Annotated in this window: 19 protein-coding genes; 15 read left to right on the top strand and 4 right to left on the bottom strand. The window is 73.9% G+C overall.

Annotated elements, in window-relative coordinates; all coding sequences use genetic code 11:
- Positions 1 to 78: 78 nt before the first annotated feature.
- Together lysX and NLX85_RS25670 are read left to right on the top strand one after the other, a co-directional pair.
- A complete protein-coding gene (gene lysX / locus NLX85_RS25675; protein WP_254339266.1) occupies positions 79 to 3,414 on the top strand; it encodes a bifunctional lysylphosphatidylglycerol synthetase/lysine--tRNA ligase LysX in 3,336 nt (1,111 codons plus the stop codon).
- Positions 3,411 to 4,049 (top strand): DUF998 domain-containing protein, encoded by a 639-nt coding sequence (locus NLX85_RS25670; protein ID WP_254339265.1) that lies wholly within the window; start codon positions 3,411 to 3,413, stop codon positions 4,047 to 4,049. Before lysX ends, NLX85_RS25670 begins: the two co-directional genes overlap by 4 nt.
- Before the next feature lie 54 nt (positions 4,050 to 4,103).
- On the opposite strand, the gene NLX85_RS25665 is transcribed toward NLX85_RS25670, so the two are convergent.
- The gene (locus tag NLX85_RS25665; protein WP_254339263.1) at positions 4,104 to 5,009 is read right to left on the bottom strand and encodes a serine aminopeptidase domain-containing protein; all 906 of its coding nucleotides are present in this window, start codon (positions 5,007 to 5,009) and stop codon (positions 4,104 to 4,106) included.
- A gap of 160 nt (positions 5,010 to 5,169) precedes the next feature.
- Positions 5,170 to 5,820, bottom strand: a complete 651-nt coding sequence (locus NLX85_RS25660; protein WP_254339261.1) for a fasciclin domain-containing protein — start codon at positions 5,818 to 5,820, stop codon at positions 5,170 to 5,172.
- A gap of 118 nt (positions 5,821 to 5,938) precedes the next feature.
- Between NLX85_RS25660 and NLX85_RS25655 the strand changes: the two genes are divergently transcribed.
- The 13 genes from NLX85_RS25655 (at position 5,939) to NLX85_RS25595 (ending at position 18,355) form a co-directional block, all read left to right on the top strand.
- The gene (locus NLX85_RS25655; RefSeq protein ID WP_254339260.1) at positions 5,939 to 6,196 is read left to right on the top strand and encodes a hypothetical protein; all 258 of its coding nucleotides are present in this window, start codon (positions 5,939 to 5,941) and stop codon (positions 6,194 to 6,196) included.
- A gap of 115 nt (positions 6,197 to 6,311) precedes the next feature.
- Positions 6,312 to 7,568, top strand: coding sequence for a cyanophycinase (locus NLX85_RS25650; RefSeq protein ID WP_254339258.1), 1,257 nt, complete (start codon positions 6,312 to 6,314; stop codon positions 7,566 to 7,568).
- Between the two features lie 185 nt (positions 7,569 to 7,753).
- Positions 7,754 to 9,178 (top strand): hypothetical protein, encoded by a 1,425-nt coding sequence (locus tag NLX85_RS25645; RefSeq protein ID WP_254339256.1) that lies wholly within the window; start codon positions 7,754 to 7,756, stop codon positions 9,176 to 9,178.
- 95 nt (positions 9,179 to 9,273) lie between these two features.
- Entirely contained in the window at positions 9,274 to 10,158 is an 885-nt protein-coding gene (locus tag NLX85_RS25640; RefSeq protein WP_254339255.1) for a MurR/RpiR family transcriptional regulator, read from the top strand.
- Positions 10,159 to 10,253: 95 nt separating this feature from the next.
- On the top strand, positions 10,254 to 11,204 hold the full coding sequence (locus NLX85_RS25635) for an ABC transporter substrate-binding protein (protein ID WP_254339254.1): 951 nt from the start codon (positions 10,254 to 10,256) through the stop codon (positions 11,202 to 11,204).
- 116 nt (positions 11,205 to 11,320) lie between these two features.
- Positions 11,321 to 12,175, top strand: coding sequence for an amino acid ABC transporter permease (locus tag NLX85_RS25630; RefSeq protein WP_254339253.1), 855 nt, complete (start codon positions 11,321 to 11,323; stop codon positions 12,173 to 12,175).
- Positions 12,172 to 12,933: an amino acid ABC transporter ATP-binding protein gene (locus NLX85_RS25625; protein ID WP_305885066.1), complete on the top strand. Its 762-nt coding sequence runs from the start codon at positions 12,172 to 12,174 to the stop codon at positions 12,931 to 12,933. Before NLX85_RS25630 ends, NLX85_RS25625 begins: the two co-directional genes overlap by 4 nt.
- Positions 12,933 to 14,102, top strand: a complete 1,170-nt coding sequence (locus NLX85_RS25620; RefSeq protein ID WP_254339252.1) for a M20 family metallopeptidase — start codon at positions 12,933 to 12,935, stop codon at positions 14,100 to 14,102. The genes NLX85_RS25625 and NLX85_RS25620 overlap by 1 nt, the downstream gene beginning before the upstream one ends.
- A 207-nt stretch (positions 14,103 to 14,309) precedes the next feature.
- Positions 14,310 to 14,645, top strand: coding sequence for a cupin domain-containing protein (locus tag NLX85_RS25615; RefSeq protein ID WP_254339251.1), 336 nt, complete (start codon positions 14,310 to 14,312; stop codon positions 14,643 to 14,645).
- Between the two features lie 37 nt (positions 14,646 to 14,682).
- Complete coding sequence (locus tag NLX85_RS25610; protein WP_254339250.1) at positions 14,683 to 15,417, top strand: alpha/beta fold hydrolase; 735 nt, start codon at positions 14,683 to 14,685, stop codon at positions 15,415 to 15,417.
- 87 nt (positions 15,418 to 15,504) lie between these two features.
- The gene (locus NLX85_RS25605) at positions 15,505 to 16,278 is read left to right on the top strand and encodes a (Fe-S)-binding protein (protein ID WP_254339249.1); all 774 of its coding nucleotides are present in this window, start codon (positions 15,505 to 15,507) and stop codon (positions 16,276 to 16,278) included.
- A gap of 53 nt (positions 16,279 to 16,331) precedes the next feature.
- On the top strand, positions 16,332 to 17,741 hold the full coding sequence (locus tag NLX85_RS25600; RefSeq protein ID WP_254339247.1) for a lactate utilization protein B: 1,410 nt from the start codon (positions 16,332 to 16,334) through the stop codon (positions 17,739 to 17,741).
- On the top strand, positions 17,738 to 18,355 hold the full coding sequence (locus NLX85_RS25595) for an LUD domain-containing protein (RefSeq protein WP_254339245.1): 618 nt from the start codon (positions 17,738 to 17,740) through the stop codon (positions 18,353 to 18,355). The genes NLX85_RS25600 and NLX85_RS25595 overlap by 4 nt, the downstream gene beginning before the upstream one ends.
- Here NLX85_RS25595 and NLX85_RS25590 read toward each other — a convergent pair.
- Positions 18,350 to 19,954 carry a hypothetical protein gene (locus tag NLX85_RS25590; protein ID WP_254339243.1) on the bottom strand — a complete coding sequence of 535 codons (1,605 nt, stop codon included), beginning with the start codon at positions 19,952 to 19,954 and terminating at the stop codon, positions 18,350 to 18,352. The two genes, NLX85_RS25595 and NLX85_RS25590, sit on opposite strands and share 6 nt — an antisense overlap.
- Positions 19,951 to 20,838 carry an ATP-binding cassette domain-containing protein gene (locus tag NLX85_RS25585; RefSeq protein WP_374628440.1) on the bottom strand — a complete coding sequence of 296 codons (888 nt, stop codon included), beginning with the start codon at positions 20,836 to 20,838 and terminating at the stop codon, positions 19,951 to 19,953. Before NLX85_RS25585 ends, NLX85_RS25590 begins: the two co-directional genes overlap by 4 nt.
- Positions 20,839 to 20,996 lie beyond the last annotated feature (158 nt).

Here is a 20,996-nt window from a genome sequence, read left to right as displayed (position 1 = left end):
CCGGGGAGGGCCGACGGCGGGCGTGGCTACGATGAGGCCGGTCGACGCCGGGGCGTCACCGGCACGAGGGAGGCCACGTTGACGCCGAGCACCGCGTCGCGGACGGTGGCGGACGCCCGGCGCGCCGACCGGGACTGGCGACGCCAGGTGCCGCGGGCCTTCGCCACGCTGCTCTGGGTGATCGCGGTGGTCTGCGCGCTGGCCGCGCTGAGCAGCGCCGTCCGCTCCGACATCCAGCCGGTCCGCACCGCCATCGACGCCCTGCTGCTGCCCGCCCCGGCGAACCTGGCGTACGCGGTCTTCCTCGGCACCCTCGCCTCGGCGGTGCTGCGCCGCAAGCGGCTGGCGTACTGGGTGCTGGTCGTCTACTTCACCCTCAGCCTGGCCGTCGGTGTGCTGGCCGGCGTGCTGCTGCTCGTGATCGGCAGCAACGACCTCACCGATGACGCCGGGGAGCGGCTGTTCACCTCGCTGGAGACGGTCGGGGTGTGGGTCGGCATCGCCTTCGCCGCCGGGGCGCTGGCCCTGCTGCTGGCCGCCCGTCGGGAGTTCTACGCCCGGGTGCGCAGCGGCAGCGTCCGGAAGGCCCTGGGGGTCTTCCTCGGGCTGGCGGCGGTCGCGGTCGGGCTCGGCTACCTCCTGCTCCTCGTCGAGCCGGGCAGCCTGCGCACCTGGGTGGACCGGCTCGGCTACGCCATCGAGAAGGTGTTCGGCGGCGCCGTCACCCTGGACGTGACCCGGCAGGGGCAGGCGCCCGGCTGGGTCAACCTGCTGCTCGGCGGCTTCGGCGGGATCGCCTTCGTCGCCGGCCTGTTCACCCTGCTCCGGTCGCAGCGGGCCGCCGCCGTGCTGCACCCCGAGGAGGAGGAGCGGATCCGGGAACTGCTCGCCCGGCACGGGGGGCGCGACTCGCTCGGTTACTTCGCCACCCGGCGGGACAAGGCGGCGATCTTCTCGGCCAGCGGCAAGGCGGCGATCACCTACCGGGTCGTCAACGGCGTCAGCCTGGCCAGCGGCGACCCGGTGGGGGACCCGGAGGCGTGGGGGCCGGCCATCGAGGCGTGGCTCGAACAGGCCGGCGCGTACGCCTGGACCCCGGCGGTGATGGGCACCAGCGAGGCGGGCGCCCGGGCGTACCACCGGCACGGGCTCAAGGTGCTGCACCTGGGGGACGAGGCGATCCTGCTGGCCCGCGAGTTCGACCTGGACGGGCGGGACATGCGCCCGGTACGCCAGGCCGTGCACCGGGTGGAGCGGGCCGGCTACACGGCCCGGGTGCGCCGGCACGCGGAGATCCCGGCGGGGGAGCTGTCCGAGCTGGCGAGGCTGGCCACGGCCTGGCGGGACACCGAACACGAGCGGGGCTTCTCGATGGCGCTGGGCCGCCTCGGCGATCCGGCCGACGGCGACTGCGTGCTGGTCGAGGCGCGCGACGCGGACGGCCGGGTGCGGGCGTTGCTGTCGCTGAGCCCGTGGGGCGCCGACGGGCTCTCGCTGGACCTGATGCGCCGGGACCGGTCGGCCGAGAACGGGATCACGGAGTTCCTGGTCGCGGCGCTGATGGGGGAGGCGTCCCGCCTCGGCGTCGAACGGGTGTCGCTGAACTTCGCGGTGTTCCGGTCGGTCTTCGAGCAGGGCGCCCGGATCGGCGCCGGCCCGGTCATCCGGCTGTGGCGGCACACCCTGCTCTTCTTCTCCCGCTGGTGGCAGCTGGAGTCGCTGTACCTGTCCAACGCCAAGTACCAGCCGCACTGGACGCCGCGCTACCTGTGCTTCGGAGAGCGCCGGGAGTTGGCCCGGGTGGGCCTCGCCGCGGCGGTCGCCGAGGGCTTCGTCGCCCTGCCGGGCGGCCGGCCCACCCCGCTGCACGGCGTGCCACCGGCCGGCGGCGGAGTGGGCTACGTGCCGCCGGCCGCCGCGACGGTCCGGGCCGTGCCGCCGGAGCCGGCCGCGGTGCACCTCCCCGAGCAGATCCGGGTACGCCTGGCGAAGCTCGACCGGCTGCGCGCCGAGGGCGTCGACCCGTACCCGGTGGGCTTCGCGCGTACCGACGACTGCGCGGCGGTGCGGGCGCGGCACGCCGGGCTGGCGCCGGACACCGGCACCGGGGAGACCGTGTCGGTGGCCGGCCGGGTGCTGCTGGTCCGTGACCACGGGCGGATCTGTTTCGCGACGATCCGGGACGGCAGCGGCGACCTCCAGTTGGTCCTGGAGCACGACCTCGACCGGTGGCGCGCCACCGTCGACATCGGCGACCACGTGGGCGCCACCGGCGAGGTGTACGCGACCCGGCGTGGCGAGGTGTCGGTGCGGGTGGCCGACTGGCGGCTGACCGCCAAGTGCCTGCGCCCGCTGCCGGACAAGCACCACGGGCTCGCCGACCCGGAGGCCCGGGTCCGGCAGCGCTATCTCGACCTCGCCATCGATCCGGCGGCGCGGGACCTGCTGCGGGCCCGCGGCGCCGCCCTGCACAGCCTGCGGGCCTCGCTGGCGGACCGGGACTTCCTGGAGGTGGAGACGCCGATCCTCCAGCGGGTGCACGGCGGCGCGAACGCCCGCCCGTTCGTCACCCACAGCAACGCGTACGACCTGCGGCTGAGCCTGCGCATCGCACCCGAGCTGTACCTGAAGCGGCTGGCCGTCGGCGGGATGGAGCGGGTCTACGAGCTGGGCCGGGCGTTCCGCAACGAGGGCGTCGACCACAGCCACAACCCGGAGTTCACGGTGCTGGAGGCGTACCAGGCGTACGCGGACTACCACGTCATGCGTGAGCTGGCGCGGGAGCTGATCGTCGCGGCGGCGGTCGCGGTGCACGGGTCGCCGGTGGTGCGCCGCCCCGGGACGGGCGACACCGTGGACATCGCGGGCGAGTGGCCGGTCCGTACGGTCAACGAGGCGGTCTCCGCGGCGCTCGGCGAGGAGGTCTCCGCCGACACCGACCTGGCCGCCCTCCGCAAACTCTGCGATGCCGCCGGAGTCCCGTACGACCCGCGCTGGGAGCGCGGCGCGGTGCTGCTGGAGCTGTACGAGCGGCTGGTCGAGGCGCGCACCGACGCGCCGACGTTCTACCTGGACTTCCCGACCGACGCCTCGCCGTTGACCCGCCAGCACCGGGACGACCCGCGGCTGGCGGAGCGGTGGGACCTGGTGGCGTTCGGGATGGAGTTGGGAACCGCGTACACGGAGCTGGTCGACCCGACGGAACAGCGGCGCCGGCTCACCGCGCAGTCGTTGCAGGCGGCCGGCGGCGACCCCGAGGCGATGGAGCTGGACGAGGACTTCCTCACCGCGCTGGAGTACGCCATGCCGCCCACCGGGGGCCTGGGCCTGGGCGTGGACCGGCTGCTGATGCTGCTGACCGGCCGGTCGATCCGGGAGACGCTGCCCTTCCCGCTCGTCCGGGACTCCTCGTGAGCCGGGCCCGGGCGCTGCCGGGGCTGGCGCTGGCCCTGGCCGGGGTCCTCTACTCGTCGTGGCTGATCGGGCCCCTGCTGAACCCGGCGTTCGGCCTCCTCGACGGGTACGCCAGCGAGCTGGCCGCGCGGGACCAGCCGTACCATCTGGTGTTCGGCCTGGGTGACCTGGTCGTGGGCGCGCTCGCGTCGGCGACCGGCCTGGCGCTGGCCCGGCGGGCCCGGGGCTGGCCGCGGCGGGCGTGGTGGGGGCTGGTCGCCTTCGGCGTGGCCACCGCCCTGGACGGCACGGTGAGCTCGATGGACTGCGCGCCCTCGGCCGACGCGCGCTGTGCCCGGCTGGCGGAGCTGGGCGGGCTGTCCTGGCGGGACCAGGGCCACTCGGTCAGCTCGGCGGTGGCGATCGCCGCCGCCCTGGCCTCACTGTTCGCGCTGCTGGTGAGCCGGCGCGACCGCCGCGCGTCGTTCCGCTGGGGGCTCGCGGTGGCCGCGGTGCTGCTGGTGGGCACGGCCGGCACGCTGGTCGAGCTGGTCCGGCCGGACGCCGCGCTGGGCGCCTGGCAGCGGGTCCAGCTGCTCGGTCTCTCCGGCTGGCTGTTCTACGCCGGCGGCATCGTCCTCGGTGACACCCGGTGAGACCGCACCGGCGGCGCGAGCCGGGCCGACGGACACGACGGCCCGGCCCGGTCGTCAGCGCACGCCCTCGAAGGCGATCGCCGGATCGGTCTGCGCGGGGACGCCCCAGACCGCCTCGTCGTACGTGGTGTCACCGTCGAGGTGGCGGAGGAACCACTGCGTGAGCAGCCGCCGGCTGAGCTGCAACTGGGTGGCTCGGCTGATGCTCCCGCTGTCGCAGAAGAGGGACGAGGAGTCCATGAAGCCGCAGTGGTAGCCACCCCGGATGGTGCGCAGCTGCTTGGCGGGCGGCTTGCTGTCGTAGATCGGCCGCTGGTTGCCGGAGATCCCGGCGATGGTGTCGCGGTCACCGGCGACCAGCTGCACCGGGATGGCGAGTGTTGCCGCGGCCGCCTTGGCGGACGGGTTCGTCTCGGCCGCGGCCAGGTTCGCCACGGTGACGACCCGGGGGTTGCGCGCCGCGGCGAGCAGGCTCGCCCCGCCGCCCATGGAGTGCCCGGACAGGGCGAACCGGTCGCCGTTGACGTGCCCGGCGAAGCGGGATCCGCTCGTGGTGTCCTGTGCCGCCGCCCAGGTGAGCGCGGCGTTCAGATCGTCGGCGAAGGCGCTGTGGTCCGGCGCGAAGCCGCCCTGGGAGCCCGGGGCGATGACGATGAACCCCCACGTGGCCAGGTGGCTGAGGGTCGACTGGTAGCGGGAGATCCCCTGGAGGAAGCCGTGCCCGAAGGCGATGGCCCGGAAGCGGCCGGCGGCGACCGGTTGGGCGTTGCCGGCCGCGCTCGCCGGGTAGTAGACCCGGGCCGAGAAGCTTCGTCCGCCGGCCTGGACCGTGGTGTCGACGTAGCCGGCGGCGTACCCGCCCGGGCTTCCCGGATCGGGCACGGCCGCGTCGACGCCGACGGGTGCGGACAGCACCAGGGCGACGACCGTCGCGCCGGCCGTCACGAGCCTCTTGAACACGGCTACCTCCTTCAGTCAGACACGAACGTCCCTGAAGGACAGCACCGGCACGACGTCGCGCGCACAGCCCGATTGAGCAATAACACGGGTGTTATGACCACTGCGCGGCCGAGTTGCAAGGCGGCCGGCGCCCGGCGGGTCCCGGGCGCCGGCCCGCGCGTCAGGGCAGGTCGATCGGACGGAGCACCCGGTCGACCGCGTGGGCGATCTGCTTGTTGCCCTTGTTGATGTCGTAGCGCACGACCCGGGCGTCGCGGTCGCTGCCGTCGGCGTCGACCAGCCGCACCTGCCGGCCGTACCAGCAGCGCCTGACGTCGACCTCGACGGTGGACCCCAGCGCGGTGGTCAGCTCCGCCCCGTCGGCCTTGAGGGCGGCCCTGCGGTCGATCGTGGCGCCCGGCACCACGTGGTAGAGCAGCACGTCCTCCACGGTGTCCGTGCCGAGGCCGGCGACCGCGTCGAACGCCGCCCGCTCGCCGGGCAGCGTGCGGGCGTGGGTGATGTCGCGGACCAGTTCCCGGAACGCGTAGTCGTTCGGCACGAACGCGGTCAGCGGCACCGAGCCGTCGGTGAGCACCTTCACGGGCGAGTCCGGCTTCGCCTGCAGCACCGCCAGCACCGCGGCGGTGAGCACGTCGAAGTCCCGCGGGTTGCGGTCGAAGCCGCTGGTGTCGGCCGTGAGCACGGCGGCCAGCGAGCGAGTCCCGGACGGCGCGGTGGCCGCCTGCGCGGGCGCGGCGAGGGCGGTGGTGGCCATGGCCGCGGCCGTGGCGCCCACCGCGACGCGGGCGGCGACGCGAGACATCTTCATGGGTAGGCCTTTCGTCGATGGACCCAAGCGGTGACTGTCGTCACGACCCTTGTTCGGCAGGGTGGGCCCCCATGGATGCACCCGAGGCCATCCAGGTCCGGCACGTTCCCGGACCCCGTTGCTGCGGAACACCGCCGGCGCGCTGACAAGCGTGGTGGCCCTGCTGCTGGTCGTGCCGGGGGTGGTCTCCCTGCTGCCGGAGAGCTGGTCCGAGGCGGTCTCGCCCTACCTGCCGTCCAACGCCGGCCAGGCCGTGATGACCGTCGGGGCCCACCCGGACCTGCTGTCGCCGGGAGCCGGGGCGGCCGTCCTCCTGGCGTGGCTGGTGGCCCTCGTCGGCGCCGCCGTCGTCCTGCTGCGCCGCCGTGACGCCTGAGCGGCGCGACGGCGGCCGGGTCGCGTACGCCATCGGTCGTTCGATCATTGTCGACGCCGGGCCGCTGCCGTACGCTCGTGCTCGGCCCGCCCTCACGGTCCTGTGAGGAGCAGTCATGCCCTTGAACCGCCTGCTGACCCTGGGGGTCGGCGTCTGCGCGGTCGCCACGTTTACCCTGCCGGCCGCCTCCGCGACGGCCGCTCCGTCCACCCATCGCACCGGCGGCAGCCTGGTGCTCGTCGGCGGCGCGCTGGCCGACGACAACAGCGAGATCTACGGCGACATCGTCCGGCTGGCCGGTGGCCCCGGAAAGGCCCGGATCGGCATCTTCACCGCCGCCGCCCCGGTGCCCTCCGAGGACCCGGACGCCGGCACCCCCGACTGCAACAACAGCGTCTGCAACGGCGACTACTACGCGGACCTGTTCCGCAGGTACGGCGTGGCCGACGCGCAGTGGATCCCGATCGACCTGGACCACCCGACCGCGGCCGACGAACCGGCCGTGGTCCGGCAGATCGAGTCGATGAGCGGGTTCTTCTTCGGCGGTGGCGACCAGTACCGCTACGTCACCACCATGACGAGGGGCGCGGCGCAGCGCGACAGCGCGGCGCTGGCGGCCGTCCGGCGCAAGCTGCGGCACGGGGCGGTGGTGGCCGGCACCAGCGCCGGCGCCCAGATCATGGCCGGTCGGGACATGATCACCGGCGGGTCCACCGAGCCGGGGTTGCGGGACGGCGCGAAGCCCGGCTACTTCGACGACCCGGACGTGCTCGGCTACCTGCCGCACGGCGGGTTCGGCTTCTTCACCGCCGGACTGGTCGACACCCACTTCTCCCGCCGGGGCCGCGAGGCGCGCTCCATCCGGCTCGCCTCGGACACCCACCACCAGCGGGTCTTCGGGCTGGACGAGAACACGGCCCTGGAGGTGACGGGCGTCGGAGGGCGCGGCCCGTCGCTGCGCGTGCTCGGGCAGCGCGGTGCCAGCGTGCTCGACCTGCGCCGTGCCCAGGTGACCGACCACGGTGGTGTCTGGGGCATCGAGGGTGTGCGGTGGAGCCGGCTCACCGCGGGGGACGCGTACCGGGCCGCCGGGTGGCGGACCGTGGTGGCGGCGGGCAAGGCGCCGGTCGTCCCGGCGGACGGCCCGTGCGGTGTCGCGCCGTCGACGGACGTCTTCTACGACTACGCCATGGTGGAGCTGGTCGAGGGGCTGGCCGCCCAGGCCGGTTGCGCGTCCGTCGGCGGCACGTCGTACGAGAAGGACCCGCAGTGGGAGGCGCACCTGACCCGGGGCACCGGCTTCGCCGCGTACCGAGGCGCCACGGCGGTCACGTTCACCGACGCCGTGATCGGCATCGCCCCGGCGGCCTGACCCCGGTAGGCACCCGCCGTCCTGGCCCGGCGGTGCGCTCCCGCCCCCGCGGCGGCAGCGCGCCGTCGGGTCGGTGTCGTTCCGGACCGCGGCTTTGCCTCCCTGTAACAGAAGTTACGTATTGAGTGTTGCGATAGATGGTTGTAACTTCTGTTTCATTGATCCGTGGCCCCTTGGAGGTGCCCATGTTCCCTACCCGCAACCCCCGCCGAGCCGCCCTGGTGGCGGCCGCCGCCGCACTCCTCACCATTGCCCCGATCGGGGCCACCGCCGCACACGCCCAGGTCACCCGGGTCCGCCAGGGCAGCGCCAGCGACGTGAGCCGGGCGGCCTGGTCCGGCCCGGCGTACACGATGAACGGCTCCGGCGGGATCGTCACCGCCACCATGACCAGGGCGGTCGACGCCATCCGCGGCGGCACCGGCGCCATCGACGTGGTGGTCGTCGCCGGCTCCGGGTCGGGGACCCCGGAGTGCGACGTCATCACCGGGCTGGCCGGGATCAACTCCTGCACCACGCTCACCCTGACCGCCGCCCGCGACGGCAACGACAGCCAGGCCAACACCGACATCCGCAACGCCGAGTTCGTCTACTTCGCCGGCGGCGACCAGTGCAACTACGTGGCCTGGAAGGGCACCGCGCTGGAGGCGTCGGTGGAGTCGGTGGTCGCCAAGGGCGGCGGGGTCGGCGGCGGCAGCGCGGGCCACCACGTCAACAGCGACATCGTCTACGACGCCTGCGCCGCGAGCGCCACCTCGTCGACGGCGCTGGCCAACCCGTACGACCGGTCACTGACCTTCACCACCGGCATGTTCCGCTGGCCGAACTACGCCAACACCATCAACGACTCCCACTTCGTCACCCGCGACCGGATGGGCCGGACCATGGCGTTCGTCGCCCGGGCCGTCAAGGACGGGCTGGCGAGCGGCGGCAAGGCCTGGGGCGTCGGCGTCGAGGAGGGCGCCTCGCTCTACATCGACCGCAACGGCCTGGCCACGTTGAGCGGCCCCAGCGCGTACGTCGTCCTCGGCGACCACCAGCCCGAGGTGGCCGTCTCCGGCCAGCCGCTGACCTACACCAACTTCAAGATCTGGAAGCTGACCAGCGGCCAGACGTACGACTTCGCCAACCGGCCCACCTGCGGCTACTACCTGAAGAGCGTGCGGGCCGGGGTGCCCGACGGCAGCCTCTACAGCGGCACGCCGGTCACCGACTGCTCCACCCCGCCGCCCTCCGGCGGGTCCAGCTACGCCGAGGCGGAGCCGAACGACTCGCGCAGCGCCGCCAACGACATCGCCGCCCTGACGTACCCGGCCACCGTCACCGGGGACATGAAGAGCGGCACCGACCGGGACTACTTCGCGCTGACGCTCGCCGGCGGGCAGACGCTCACGGCCGACTGCGCGATCCCCACCGCCTACGACGCCGACCTCTACCTGCTGAGTTCGACCGGAAGCACGCTGACCCGGTCGGTGAACGACGGCGCCGGCACGGACGAGTCGGTCACCCTGACCCGGACCGCGTCCGGCTCGGCGACCTACTACCTCGACCTGGAGGCGTACTCCGGCTCCGGCACGGCGGACTACTCCTGCACGCTCACCCGGTCCTGACCCGGCACCCCCCACGGGCCGCGGGGCGGGGCGTCACCCCGCCCCGCGGTCCTGCCGTCCGGGGCGCGCGGGCCGGGGGCCGTTAGGCTCGGCGCGTGTCGAACCCCGATCCTGTCGACGAACCCCACGGCGTGGGCGTCGCCGCGCTGGTCCGCCAGCGGCTGGGCGAGTGCAGCCCGGCCGAGCGGCGGGTCGCCCGCGCACTGCTCGCCTCCTATCCGGCCGCCGGGCTGGGCACGGTCGCCGCGCTGGCCGAGCGCGCCGAGGTGAGCGCGCCGACGGTCCTGCGCTTCCTGTCCCGGCTCGGCTTCAGCGGTTATCCGGAGTTCCAGCGGGCGTTGCGGGAGGAGCTGGCCGAGCGGGAGACCTCGCCGCTGACGGCGTACCGGGCGACCGAGCGCACCGGCGCGCCGCCGGAGGGGGCGCTGCCCCGGGCCGCGGCGACCCTGCCCGAGGCGGTCGCCGGGACCCTCGCCGAGCTGCCGCAGGGCGAACTGGACGCCGCCGTGCGCCTCTTCGCCGACCAGCAGCTGCGGGTCACCGCGGCGGGCGGTCGCTTCTCCGCGCTGCTCGCCCACTACCTGGTGCTGCACCTCATGCAGGTGCGCGGCCACAGCCGTCTGCTGCCGGCCGGCCCGGTGGAGCGCACCGACATGCTTGTCGACGTGGGCCGCCGGGACCTGGTCGTGCTCTTCGATTTCCGCCGTTACGAGGAGGGGACCCTCGCGCTGGCGCGCAACGTCACCGCGCGGGGGGCCAAGGTCGTGCTGTTCACCGACCGGTGGCTGTCCCCGGTGGCCGGCCTGGCCGAGGTGGTGCTGCCCAGCCGGGTCGAGTCCCCCTCGCCGTACGACAGCTTCACGCCCACGTTGGCGCTGGTGGAGACCCTGGTCGCGGCGCTGATCGACCGGCTCGGTCCGGTGGCCGGCGCCCGGCTCAAAGCCATGGAGGCGGCCCAGCAGGCGTTCGGCGAGGGCTGACGACGGCGTTACAGAAAATTGTAATCCCGCCGAGACCGTAACGTCAGTTACAGTCCGGGGGCTGGTTGACACCTGGCCCCCGGAAGGACACCCCCATGCGCATCCACCAGTTCGCCCTGGTCGGCGTGACCACGGCCCTGCTCGCCGCCACCGCCGCCTGCGGCGGCTCCACCTCCTCCTCCGCCGGCACCTCCGGCGACCAGATCAAGCCCGTCTCCGTCACGATCGAGGGCGTCGGCGCGGTCGACACCGACACCGAGCTCGCGAAGAAGGTCCCCGCGGAGGTGCGCGACCGGGGCAGCCTCACCGTCGCCACCAACGCCCCCTACCAGCCGTTCATCGACTTCAAGGTCGAGGGCAAAACCGACGAGTTCAAGGGGCTGGACTACGACCTGTTCCAGGCCGCCTCGGCTCGGCTCGGCTTGAAGGCGACCTTCTCCCAGCAGCCCTTCGACGGTCTGGTCCCCGGCCTCCAGGCCGCCAAGTACGACGCCATCGCCGGCGGCATCACCGACAAGAAGGAGCGCCAGCAGGTCGCCACCTTCGTCGACTACTCCGCCTCCGGTACCGGGTTCCTGGTCGCCACCGGCAACCCCCTCGGGGTCAAGAGCGTCGCCGACCTGTGCGGCCGCAAGGTCGCCGTGCAGAAGGCCAGCAACCAGGCGAAGAACCTCACCGCGTACGCCAAGGAGAGCTGCGCCGGCAAGCCCGTCGAGGTCAAGGAGTACCCGGAGAACCCGCAGGCCGTGCAGGCGCTGATCGCCGGCAACGTCGACGCGGTCGCCGCCACCAAGGTCAACCTGGTCGACACGGCCGCCTCGCTCAGTGGCAAGGCCGAACTGGTCGAGGACGCGTCGGCGCCCAACGGCTGGCTGGCCAGCCCGAACGGGTTCGGCTTCCTGAAGGCCAACAAGGAACTGGCCGAGGCCTACCGGGCCGCCGTGCAGTCGCTCATCGACGACGGCACCTACGACAAGATCCTCGCCCGGTGGAAGCAGACCCCGATCGCGGTCAAGCAGGCCACCATCGACCAGGCCATCGACTGACCCCGGCGGACCGCCACCCCTGATCCGCGGTCGCCGGGCGCCCTCCACTTCCGTGAGGGCGGGCCCGGAGGCGCCCGGCGACCGCCGCCATCTTCCTCCGCAGGAGGCACCGCAGAATGACCACCGACACCACCGCGGTACGTGTCGTTCCCGTCCGCCACCACGGGCGCTGGCTGACCGCGCTGATCGTGTTCGGGCTGGCCGCCCTGTTCCTCCGGGCGCTGTTCACGAGCCCCAACCTCGAACCCGCCACCATCACCCACTACCTGTTCAAGGACTACGTCCTCGACGGCGTGGTCACCACCCTCTGGCTGACCCTGCTGGCCATGCTGCTCGGCACGGCCGGCGGGATCGCGCTCGCCGTCATGCGGCTGTCGGAGAACCCGGTCCTGCGCGGCGTCTCGTGGACCTTCATCTGGATCTTCCGGGGCACCCCGCTGCTGGTCCAGATCATCTTCTTCGGCTTCCTGGGCGCGCTGTTCCCCCGGATCACCCTGACCGTGCCGTTCACCGGCACCGTCCTCTTCGACCGGCCCACCAGCGTGGTGGTCACCGGCACCGTCGCCGCCGTGCTCGCCCTGTCGCTCAACGAGATGGCCTACGCCGCCGAGGTGATCCGCGGTGGCATCCTCGCCGTGGACGGCGGGCAGACCGAGGCCGCCGCCGCGCTCGGCATGAGCCCCACACTCACCCTGCGCCGGGTGGTGCTGCCCCAGGCCATGCGGGTCATCATCCCCCCGATGGGCAACGAGACCATCACCATGCTGAAGTCGACCGCCCTGGTCTCCATCATCGCCGGACGGGACCTGATGACCGCCGTGCAGACCGTCTACCAGAACAACTACAAGGTGATCCCGCTGCTCATGGTGGCGGCGATCTGGTACCTCGCCCTGGTCAGCCTGCTCTCGGCCGGCCAGTGGCTGATCGAGCGGCGCTTCGGCCGCGGCTTCACCCGGGGAGGCGTGCGATGACTCCGATGGTGCGCGCCGAGAGCGTCACCAAGCGGTTCGGCCCGGTCGAGGTGCTCAAGGGCATCGACCTGACCGTCCGGCCCGGCGAGGTGGCCTGCCTGCTCGGCCCCTCCGGCTCCGGCAAGTCCACCTTCCTGCGCTGCATCAACCACCTCGAGCGCATCGACGGCGGCCAGCTCTGGGTCGACGGCGAACTCGTCGGCTACCGCCGCCACGGCGACAAGCTGCACGAACTCAAGGCCCGCGAGGTGGCCGTGCGCCGCCGGGACATCGGCATGGTGTTCCAGCGGTTCAACCTCTTCCCGCACCTCACCGCGCTCGGCAACGTCATCGAGGCGCCGGTCCGCGTCCTCGGCACCCCGCGCGAGCAGGCACGGGAGCAGGCCATGCGGCTGCTCGACCGGGTCGGGCTGACCGAGCGCGCCGGCAACTACCCGAGCCAGCTCTCCGGCGGCCAGCAGCAGCGCGTCGCCATCGCGCGGGCCCTGGCCATGCGGCCCAAGCTTATGCTCTTCGACGAACCCACCTCCGCGCTCGATCCGGAACTGGTCGGCGAGGTGCTCGACGTGATGAAGGGGCTCGCCGCCGACGGCATGACCATGGTGGTGGTGACCCACGAGATGGGCTTCGCCCGCGAGGTCGCCGACCAGGTCGCGTTCCTCGACGGGGGAGTGGTGGTCGAGGCCGGCACCCCGACCGACGTGCTCGGCAGCCCCCGCCACGACCGCACCCGCGCCTTCCTCGACAAGGTTCTCTGATGGATCCGCTGCTCACGGCGGCCGGCGACCGGCTGGCCGCGTACCACGACCGCCTCGCCCAACTGGTCGCCGTCGACTCCGGGTCCCGGCAGGTCGACGGGCTGCGCGCCGCCGCCGACCTCGTCCAGACCTGGTGCCTCGCCGCCGGACTGGCGGTCGAGCGGGAACCGGTCACCGACCCGGCCGGCGCGCCGCTCGGAGACGTGCTCATCGCCCGCCGCCGGGGCACCGGCAGCCGCCGCATCCTGCTCGCCGGACACCTCGACACCGTCTTCCCGCCCGGCACAGCCGCCGCCCGGCCGTTCCGGATCCACGACGGCCGGGCGTACGGGCCGGGAGTCAGTGACGACAAGGGCGGCCTGCTCGCCGGCCTCGCCGCCGTCGAGGTGCTGGCCGCGCTGAACCTCGACGGGTACGGCGAACTGGTGCTGGTCTGCACCCCGGACGAGGAGATCGGCTCGCCCGGCAGCCGGCCGCTGCTGCGCACCCTCGGGGCCGAGGCCGACGTGGCGCTCTGCCTGGAATGCGCCCGCGACAACGGCGATCTGGTCTCGGCGCGCAAGGGCGTCGCCGACCTGGAGGTGACCCTGCGCGGCCGGGCCGCCCACGCCGGCATCGAGCCCGAACGCGGTGTCAACGCCCTGCTCGCCGCCGCCCGGCTGACCGTGGCACTGGACCAGCTCAACGGGCGCTGGCCCGGCGTGACCGTGAACGTCGGGCTCCTGGAGGCCGGGGGGCGGCCCAACGTGGTCGCCGACCACGCCCGGATGCTTGTCGACCTGCGCGCCTGGCACACCGGCGAGTACGAGGCCGCGCTCGCCGAGATCCGCCGGCTGGTCGCCGCCCCGTCCGTCTCCGGAGTACGCGCCGACCTGGCCGTGCACGCGCCCACGCCGCCGTGGGAACCGGGCGAGGGCGGCCACCGGCTGACCGAGCTGGCGGCCAAGGTCGGTGCCGGGCTCGGCGTGCCGGTGTCGCACACCGCCACGGGCGGCTGCGCCGACGCGAACCTGCTGGCCGAGGCCGGCGCGGCCGTGCTGGACGGGCTCGGCCCGATCGGCGGCGCCGACCACAGCCCGAACGAGTGGCTCGACCTCGACTCCGTGGTCCCGCGGGTGGCGCTGCTGGCCGGCCTCATCAACCTGGTCGGCGCGGCCGACCGGCCCTGACGCCGCCCACCCACGAGCAGAGCCGCCGTCCGGTCACCCGACGGCGGCTCTGCTCGTCGCGCCCGAGGTGGAGCGCCACGTGCCGCCGCCGCACGAACGGATGACCGGCACGGGATCCAGGGGCCGGCGCCTGCGCCGCCTGTCATCCTCGGTGAGCCGCCGGCGATCCACGGGACAGGAGAGACGCACATGTCGCACCCTCCTGGTGTGGCGGAACCGCCGGCCGTCCGGCGTACCGAGCTGCAACGGCACCCGGCATCCGTGCCGGGCCGGTTGATCGTCCAGACGCTGTTCGAGATCCCGGTGGGGCTGGCGTCGGGCCGGCACCGGCACCCCGGTGAGGAGGTGGGCTTCCTCATCCACGGCACGGTCGCCATGGAGTTCGACGACCGGCCCACGCTGACCATCCACGCCGGGCAGCCCTTCCTGATCCCACCCGGAGTCGTCCACAACGCGCGGAACATCACCGACGACGTCACCACCATGATGCTCTCGACGTACTTCGTCGACGAGAACGAGCCGCTGGTGACGCAGTGCCACTGACCGAGGAGGGACCACACCCTCGATGAACGGAGAGACGATGTCCACGGCCACTTCGCGTCCCGGCGCGCCCACGGTTGTCCTGGTGCACGGCGCCTTCGCCGACAGCTCCTCGTGGAACGGGGTCGTGGCGCGGCTGCTGTCCGCCGGCGTCGCGGTGAAGGCCGTGCCCAACCCGTTGCGTGGCATCGCGGAGGACGCCGCGTACGTGGCGAGCGCGTTCCAGCAGACGCAGGGTCCGGTGCTCGCCGTGGGACATTCCTACGGCGGGGCCGTCATCACCAACGCCGCCTCGCGCGCCGACAACGTGGTCGGCCTGGTCTACGTGGCCGCCTTCGCCCCGGACGAGGGCGAGACCCTGATGGACATCGAGGGCAACTCCAAGGACAGCGTCCTGACCTCCGCGCTGGTGCCCGTGCAGTACCCGACCGCGTCGGGAACCGAGGCGGAGTTCCTCATCGACCCGGCGAAGTTCCACGACGCGTTCGCCGCCGACGTGGCCCCGGAGGACGCCGCGGTCATGGCGGTCACCCAACGCCCCGCCTCCTCGCTGGCCTTCTCCACACCCACCACGAACCCCGCCTGGAAGAAGCTTCCGTCCTGGGCCGCCGTCGCCACGGGCGACAAGGCCGCCGGAAGCGACGTGGTGCTCCACATGGCCGAACGCGCCGGCGCCACGATCACGCGGACCGAAGCCTCGCACGTCGTCATGGTCACCCAACCCCAGTTCGTCACCGACGTCATCATGCAGGCCCTCGACGCCCTCTCGCGCTGAGCCGTCCCTCGGTGCCATCCTGGTGCAGGGGCGGGACTCCGGCACCGCCGGGCCCTTCTGCGCGAGACCCCGGACGGGTGGCTGAGGATGCGGATAGCACTGTTCGTGACCTGCCTCGCCGACACGCTCTTTCCCGAGGCGGCCAAGGCGACGGTCCGGCTGCTGGAGCGCCTGGGCCACGAGGTGGTCTTCCCCGAGGAGCAGACGTGCTGCGGGCAGATGCACGTCAACACCGGCTATCCGGACGAGGCGTTGCGCCTGGTACGCCGGCACGTGCGGGTGTTCGCCCCGTACGACGTGGTGGTGGCGCCGTCCGGCTCGTGCGTGGGCTCGGTGCGACACCAGCACGCGACGGTGGCGCGCCGGGCCGGCGACGAGCGGCTGGCGAGCCGGGCGGAGGCGGTGGCCGCGCGGACGCACGAGCTGTCCGAACTGCTTGTCGACGTGCTGGGGGTGACCGATGTCGGGGCGTACTTCCCGCACCGGGTGACGTACCACCCGACCTGCCACTCGCTGCGGATGATCCGGGTCGGGGACCGGCCGCTGCGCCTGCTGCGCGAGGTGCGGGGCCTGGAACTGGTGGAGTTGCCGCAGGCGGAGCAGTGCTGCGGTTTCGGGGGGACGTTCGCGGTGAAGAACGCGGACACCTCGACGGCCATGCTCGCGGACAAGATGCGCAACGTGCTGGCCACGAGGGCGGACGTGTGCACGGCCGGCGACGCCTCCTGCCTCATGCACATCGGCGGCGGGCTGTCCCGGCTGCGGGCGGGGGTGCGGACGGTGCACCTCGCGGAGATCCTGGCCGGCACCGAGGCGGACTCCCGCGGCGCCGGCCGGGACGTCGCGGGGGCGGCCCGGTGACGGCCCCGGGCGGGCCCGCCGGGGCCACCGGACGGGCGACCACGTTCCTGGGCATGCCGGCGACCGCCCCGCCCGGGGTGGGCCACCTGCGTGGCGACGAACCGTTCCCCGCCGCGGCCAGGCGGGCGTTGGGGGACGCCCAACTTCGCCGCAACCTGCGGCACGCCACCACCACGATCCGGGGCAAATCGCGGGCGGTGATCGGTGAGGTGCCCGACTGGCAGGAGCTGCGCGCGGCCGGCCGGGCGATCAAGACCGACACCATGGCCCGCCTGCCCGAACTGCTCGAACAACTGGAGGCGGCGGTCACCGCCGCCGGCGGCACGGTGCACTGGGCCGCCGACGCCGTCGAGGCCAACCGGATCGTCACCGACCTGGTCCGGGCCACGGGCGCCGACCGCGTCATGAAGGTCAAGTCGATGGCCACGCAGGAGATCGGCCTCAACGAGGCCCTGGAGGCCGCCGGCATCGAGCCGGTCGAGACCGACCTGGCCGAGCTGATCGTCCAACTCGGGCGGGACCGGCCCAGCCACATCCTGGTGCCGGCCATCCACCGCAACCGGGCGGAGATCCGGGAGATCTTCCTGCGCGAGATGCCCGGCGTCGATCCGGGGCTGACCGACGAGCCGGCGGCCCTGGCCGCCGCCGCGCGCCGGCACCTGCGGGAGACGTTCCTCAGCACGCGGGTCGCCGTCTCCGGGGCCAACTTCGCCGTGGCCGAGACCGGCACCCTCGCGGTCGTCGAGTCCGAGGGCAACGGGCGGATGTGCCTCACCCTCCCGCAGACCCTGATCACCGTGATGGGCATCGAGAAGGTCATCCCCACCTGGCGGGACCTGGAGGTCTTCCTCCAGCTGCTGCCGCGGGCGTCGACGGGGGAGCGGATGAACCCCTACACCTCGATGTGGACCGGCGTCACCCCCGGCGACGGCCCGCAGCAGGTGCACCTGGTGCTGCTCGACAACGGACGCAGCGCGGTGCTCGCCGACGAGGTGGGCCGGCAGGCCCTGCACTGCATCCGCTGTTCGGCCTGCCTCAACGTCTGCCCGGTCTACGAACGCACCGGCGGGCACGCGTACGGGTCGGTCTATCCGGGGCCCATCGGAGCGGTGCTGTCCCCGCAACTGACCGGCGTCGCCGACAACGCCTCCCTGCCGTATGCCTCGTCGCTCTGCGGGGCCTGCTACGACGCCTGCCCGGTGCTTATCGACATCCCGTCGATCCTGGTCCACCTGCGCGCCGAGGCGCCGCACCCGCGCGCCGAGGCGGCGGCGATGGCTGCCGCCGCGTACACCATGGACCACCCCGCGCTGTACGCGGCCGCGCAGCGCGCGGCGCGGCTGAGCCGGCTCGCCGGCCCGCGCGGGCGGGGTCTGCCGCCTCCCCTGTCCGGCTGGACGGCGAGCCGCGACCTGCCGGACCCGCCGCCGCAGACCTTCCGCGACTGGTGGGCCGAGCGGTGAGTTCCCGTGACCTCGTCCTCGGTCGGCTGCGCTCCGCTCTCGGCGAGCCACGGCCGGCGCCGGCCGAGGTGACCCGGGGCTACCGGCCCGCCGGTGCCGTCGCCGCCGACCTGGACCTGTTCGTGGACCGTCTGACCGACCACCGGGCCACCGTGCACCGGTGCGCCGCCGCGGATGTCGCCCGGGTTGTCGACGAGGTGCTCGGCGGCCGGCAGGTCGTCGTGCCGGCCGGGCTGCCCCGGCACTGGCTGCCCGACGGCATCGACGTGCTGCCGGACGACGACCTGCCGACGGAGCGGGTCGCCGCTGTGGACGGGGTGGTCACCGCGGCGGCGGTCGCCGTGGCCGAGACCGGCACCATCGTGCTCGACGGTGGCCCCGACCAGGGCCGTCGGGTCATCACGCTGCTGCCCGACGTGCACGTGTGCGTGCTGCGGGCCGATCAGGTCGTCGCCACCGTGCCGGACGCCCTCGGCCGGGTCGACCCGCGCCGGCCACTGACCTGGATCAGCGGGCCGTCGGCCACGAGCGACATCGAACTCGACCGGGTCGAGGGCGTCCACGGGCCCCGCAACCTGCACGTGGTCATCACCTCGCCGGTGGGGCCCTCATAACCGCAGGTCGCGCCGTTGGTACGCCCAAATGCCCGCTCCCGTCACCGCGACCGCCGCGGTGAGCATGACGGTGGCCGCCATCCAGTTCGGCACGTGCGCGGGCACGGGGGCGAGGTGCGCGAACGGTGACAGGCCGCCGACCCAGGCGGGCGCGCGGACGCTGTCGGCGGTCACCTTGAGCAGGAACCCGCCGGCGGTGGGCAGCATGCCGATCGTGCCGACCGCGCGGGGCGCCAGGCCGAGCGCCAGGGTGGCGGCCGCGGCGCCGAGCAGCGCCACCGGCAGCACGTTGGTGGCGCCGGCTAGCGCGGCGACGAGCGGCAGGCCGCCGCCGATCCCCGCCGCGCCGATCCAGGTGGCGACGGCGGCCACGGCGGCAAGTGCGGCGGCGCCGGCCGCGGTGGTGGCCACCTCGGCGGACAGCAACCGGGCGCGGGTCACCGGTCCGGCGTGCAGCAGGGTCAGCCGTCCGGTGTTCTCCGCGGTGGCGAACGCGGCCAGCCGGGCGGTCGCGAAGGCGCCGATCGGGATGGCGAGCAGGGCGAACAGGGTGGCGGCGTAACCCCGGACCGTGCCGAGACCGGCGAAACCGGCCTGGGCGGCGAGGTCGGCGAAGCGGGGGTTCTGGGCCAGGAAGCCGGTGAGGGAGTCGGCGAGCAGGCCGATCAGCAGGAAGTACGCGCCGACGCCCGCCGACCAGCCGGCGAGGGGCCGCACCACGCGCCGGACGGCGAAGGCGCCGACCGAGCCGAGCAGCCACCTGCGGGGCGGCCGGCCGGCCGGCGGGCGCAGCAGGCCGGCCCGGATGTCCCGGCGCCCGGCGGACGCCAGCGCGGCGCAGGCCAGCGCGGCAGCGGTGACGGCGAGCGCCAGCAGGGGAGCCCAGCGGTCGTCGCGGTAGGGGCGGGTCAGGGCGAGCGGCCCGTACGGGGGCAGCCACCGCAGCCAGGCCAGCGCGGGCACGCCGTCCCCGATCATGCGGGCCAGCAGCCCGACGCCGAGGAACGCCAGGCTGGCGCCGGCGGACCCGGCCCGGGTGGGGAATACCTGCGCGGCGCAGGCCGCCGCCGCGACGGCGAGCAGCCCGGCCAGGGCCAGACCGGTGGCGTGCAGCAGCGCTCCCCGCGTGGGTGTGCCGGCGCCCACCAGGGCCCCGGCGAGCAGGATCCCGGTCAGCGCCATCGCCGCGGTGAACACGGCGAGGTGCCGGCTCAGGACGCCGGCCGGGGTGAGCCGGCCGGCGAGCAGCAGGTCCCACCGGCCGGTCTCCTCCTCTCCCCGGGTCACCCGGATGGTCGCCAGCGCACCCCAGGTGGTGAGGAGGACGGCGAGGACGGTGCCGGTGCGCCAGACGGTGAACCCGCCGGCCGTGTCCAGGGCGACGGGCTCGCCGAACAGGGTGCGGATCGCCGGGTTGCCGGCGAGCAGGGACAGCGCTTGCGCCGTGGCGGCGTCGCCGACGGTGCGGGCATAGGTGGCGACCACGAGGGCGGACATGCCCGCGGTCACCGCGGCGACGATCAGCGCCGGGCGGCGCAACTGCCGTGCCGCGAGGCGGGTCACCGCCCGGCCGGGTGCGGCGTGCGGGTCGGTGCTCATCGTCCGGCCTGGCCGTAGTAGTCGAGGAAGATCTCCTCAAGGCTGGGCTCGCGCACGGTGAGGGCGGTGACGTCGGCGGCGGCGAGGGCGCGCAGCGCCGCGCCGGGCGGACCGGCCAGCGAGAAGCGCAGCATCCCGTCCGACTGGTCGAGCAGGTCGACGCCGGGCACGCCGGTCAGATCCGGGGCCGCACCGGTGAACTGTGCGGTGATCTGGCTGCGGTGCAGCCGCCGCAGATCGGGCACCGTCGCGACGTCGACGAGCCGGCCGGCGCGCAGGATCGCCACCCGATCGCAGACGGCCTCCACCTCGGCCAGCTGGTGGGAGCAGAGGAACACCGCCTGCCCGTTCTCGCGCGCCTCGGCGACAGATCGCCGGAACTGCAACTCCATCAGCGGGTCCAGGCCGCTGGTCGGTTCGTCGAGCACCAGGAGGGGAGCGCGGGTGGCGAACGCGGCGACGAGCGCGACCTTCTGCCGGTTGCCCGTGGAGTAGGCGCGGGCCGGTCGGGACAGGTCGAGGTCGAACCGGTCGACGAGGTCGGCGCGATAGTCCGTGTCGACGCCCGGGCCGGTGGCGGCCAGCAGGTCCAGCAGTTCCGCGCCGGTCAGCTGCGGCCACAGCGCCACGTCGGCCGGCACGTAGGCCAGCAGGCGGTGGGCGGCGGCGACGTCGCGGGCGTCGACATCGAAGATCCATGCCCGGCCCGCGGTGGGACGCGCGAGGCCGAGCAGCAGGCGGATGGTGGTGGACTTGCCGGCGCCGTTGGGGCCGAGAAACCCGAACACCTCGCCTGCGTTCACGGTCAGGTCCAGACCTTCGAGAGCGCGGACCGCTCCGTAGCGTTTGCTCAGCTGGTCGGTGCGAATGGCGGATGCGGGCATGGCCGGCCTTCCGACGTATGCGGACAGGGACTGCCGACCAGGCTTCCCGGCGCACCACAGGTCACCGTACTCACAGTTCCGCACCAGCGGAAGGCACCCACCGGCGGCGTCGACCGTCACGAGGCGGCCGGGTGCCGGAACCGGGTGCGGCGGAAGCG

Source organism: Micromonospora sp. A3M-1-15 (genome assembly GCF_024213425.1).
In the GTDB taxonomy this organism is placed as follows: Bacteria; Actinomycetota; Actinomycetes; order Mycobacteriales; family Micromonosporaceae; genus Micromonospora; species Micromonospora chersina.
The sequence above is the reverse complement of the archived record's forward strand: the minus strand, read 5'-3'. Positions and strand labels throughout refer to the sequence as shown.

Bases quoted from the DNA above. Each gene is read 5' to 3' on its own strand.
- NLX85_RS25660 (WP_254339261.1), bottom strand. From the start codon at position 5,820: ATGAAGATGTCTCGCGTCGCCGCCCGCGTCGCGGTGGGCGCCACGGCC.
- NLX85_RS25650 (WP_254339258.1), top strand. From the start codon at position 6,312: ATGCCCTTGAACCGCCTGCTGACCCTGGGGGTCGGCGTCTGCGCGGTC.
- NLX85_RS25645 (WP_254339256.1), top strand. From the start codon at position 7,754: ATGTTCCCTACCCGCAACCCCCGCCGAGCCGCCCTGGTGGCGGCCGCC.
- NLX85_RS25635 (WP_254339254.1), top strand. From the start codon at position 10,254: ATGCGCATCCACCAGTTCGCCCTGGTCGGCGTGACCACGGCCCTGCTC.
- NLX85_RS25630 (WP_254339253.1), top strand. From the start codon at position 11,321: ATGACCACCGACACCACCGCGGTACGTGTCGTTCCCGTCCGCCACCAC.
- NLX85_RS25625 (WP_305885066.1), top strand. From the start codon at position 12,172: ATGACTCCGATGGTGCGCGCCGAGAGCGTCACCAAGCGGTTCGGCCCG.
- NLX85_RS25620 (WP_254339252.1), top strand. From the start codon at position 12,933: ATGGATCCGCTGCTCACGGCGGCCGGCGACCGGCTGGCCGCGTACCAC.
- NLX85_RS25610 (WP_254339250.1), top strand. From the start codon at position 14,683: ATGTCCACGGCCACTTCGCGTCCCGGCGCGCCCACGGTTGTCCTGGTG.
- NLX85_RS25605 (WP_254339249.1), top strand. From the start codon at position 15,505: ATGCGGATAGCACTGTTCGTGACCTGCCTCGCCGACACGCTCTTTCCC.
- NLX85_RS25600 (WP_254339247.1), top strand. From the start codon at position 16,332: ATGCCGGCGACCGCCCCGCCCGGGGTGGGCCACCTGCGTGGCGACGAA.
- NLX85_RS25590 (WP_254339243.1), bottom strand. From the start codon at position 19,954: ATGAGCACCGACCCGCACGCCGCACCCGGCCGGGCGGTGACCCGCCTC.
- NLX85_RS25585 (WP_374628440.1), bottom strand. From the start codon at position 20,838: ATGCCCGCATCCGCCATTCGCACCGACCAGCTGAGCAAACGCTACGGA.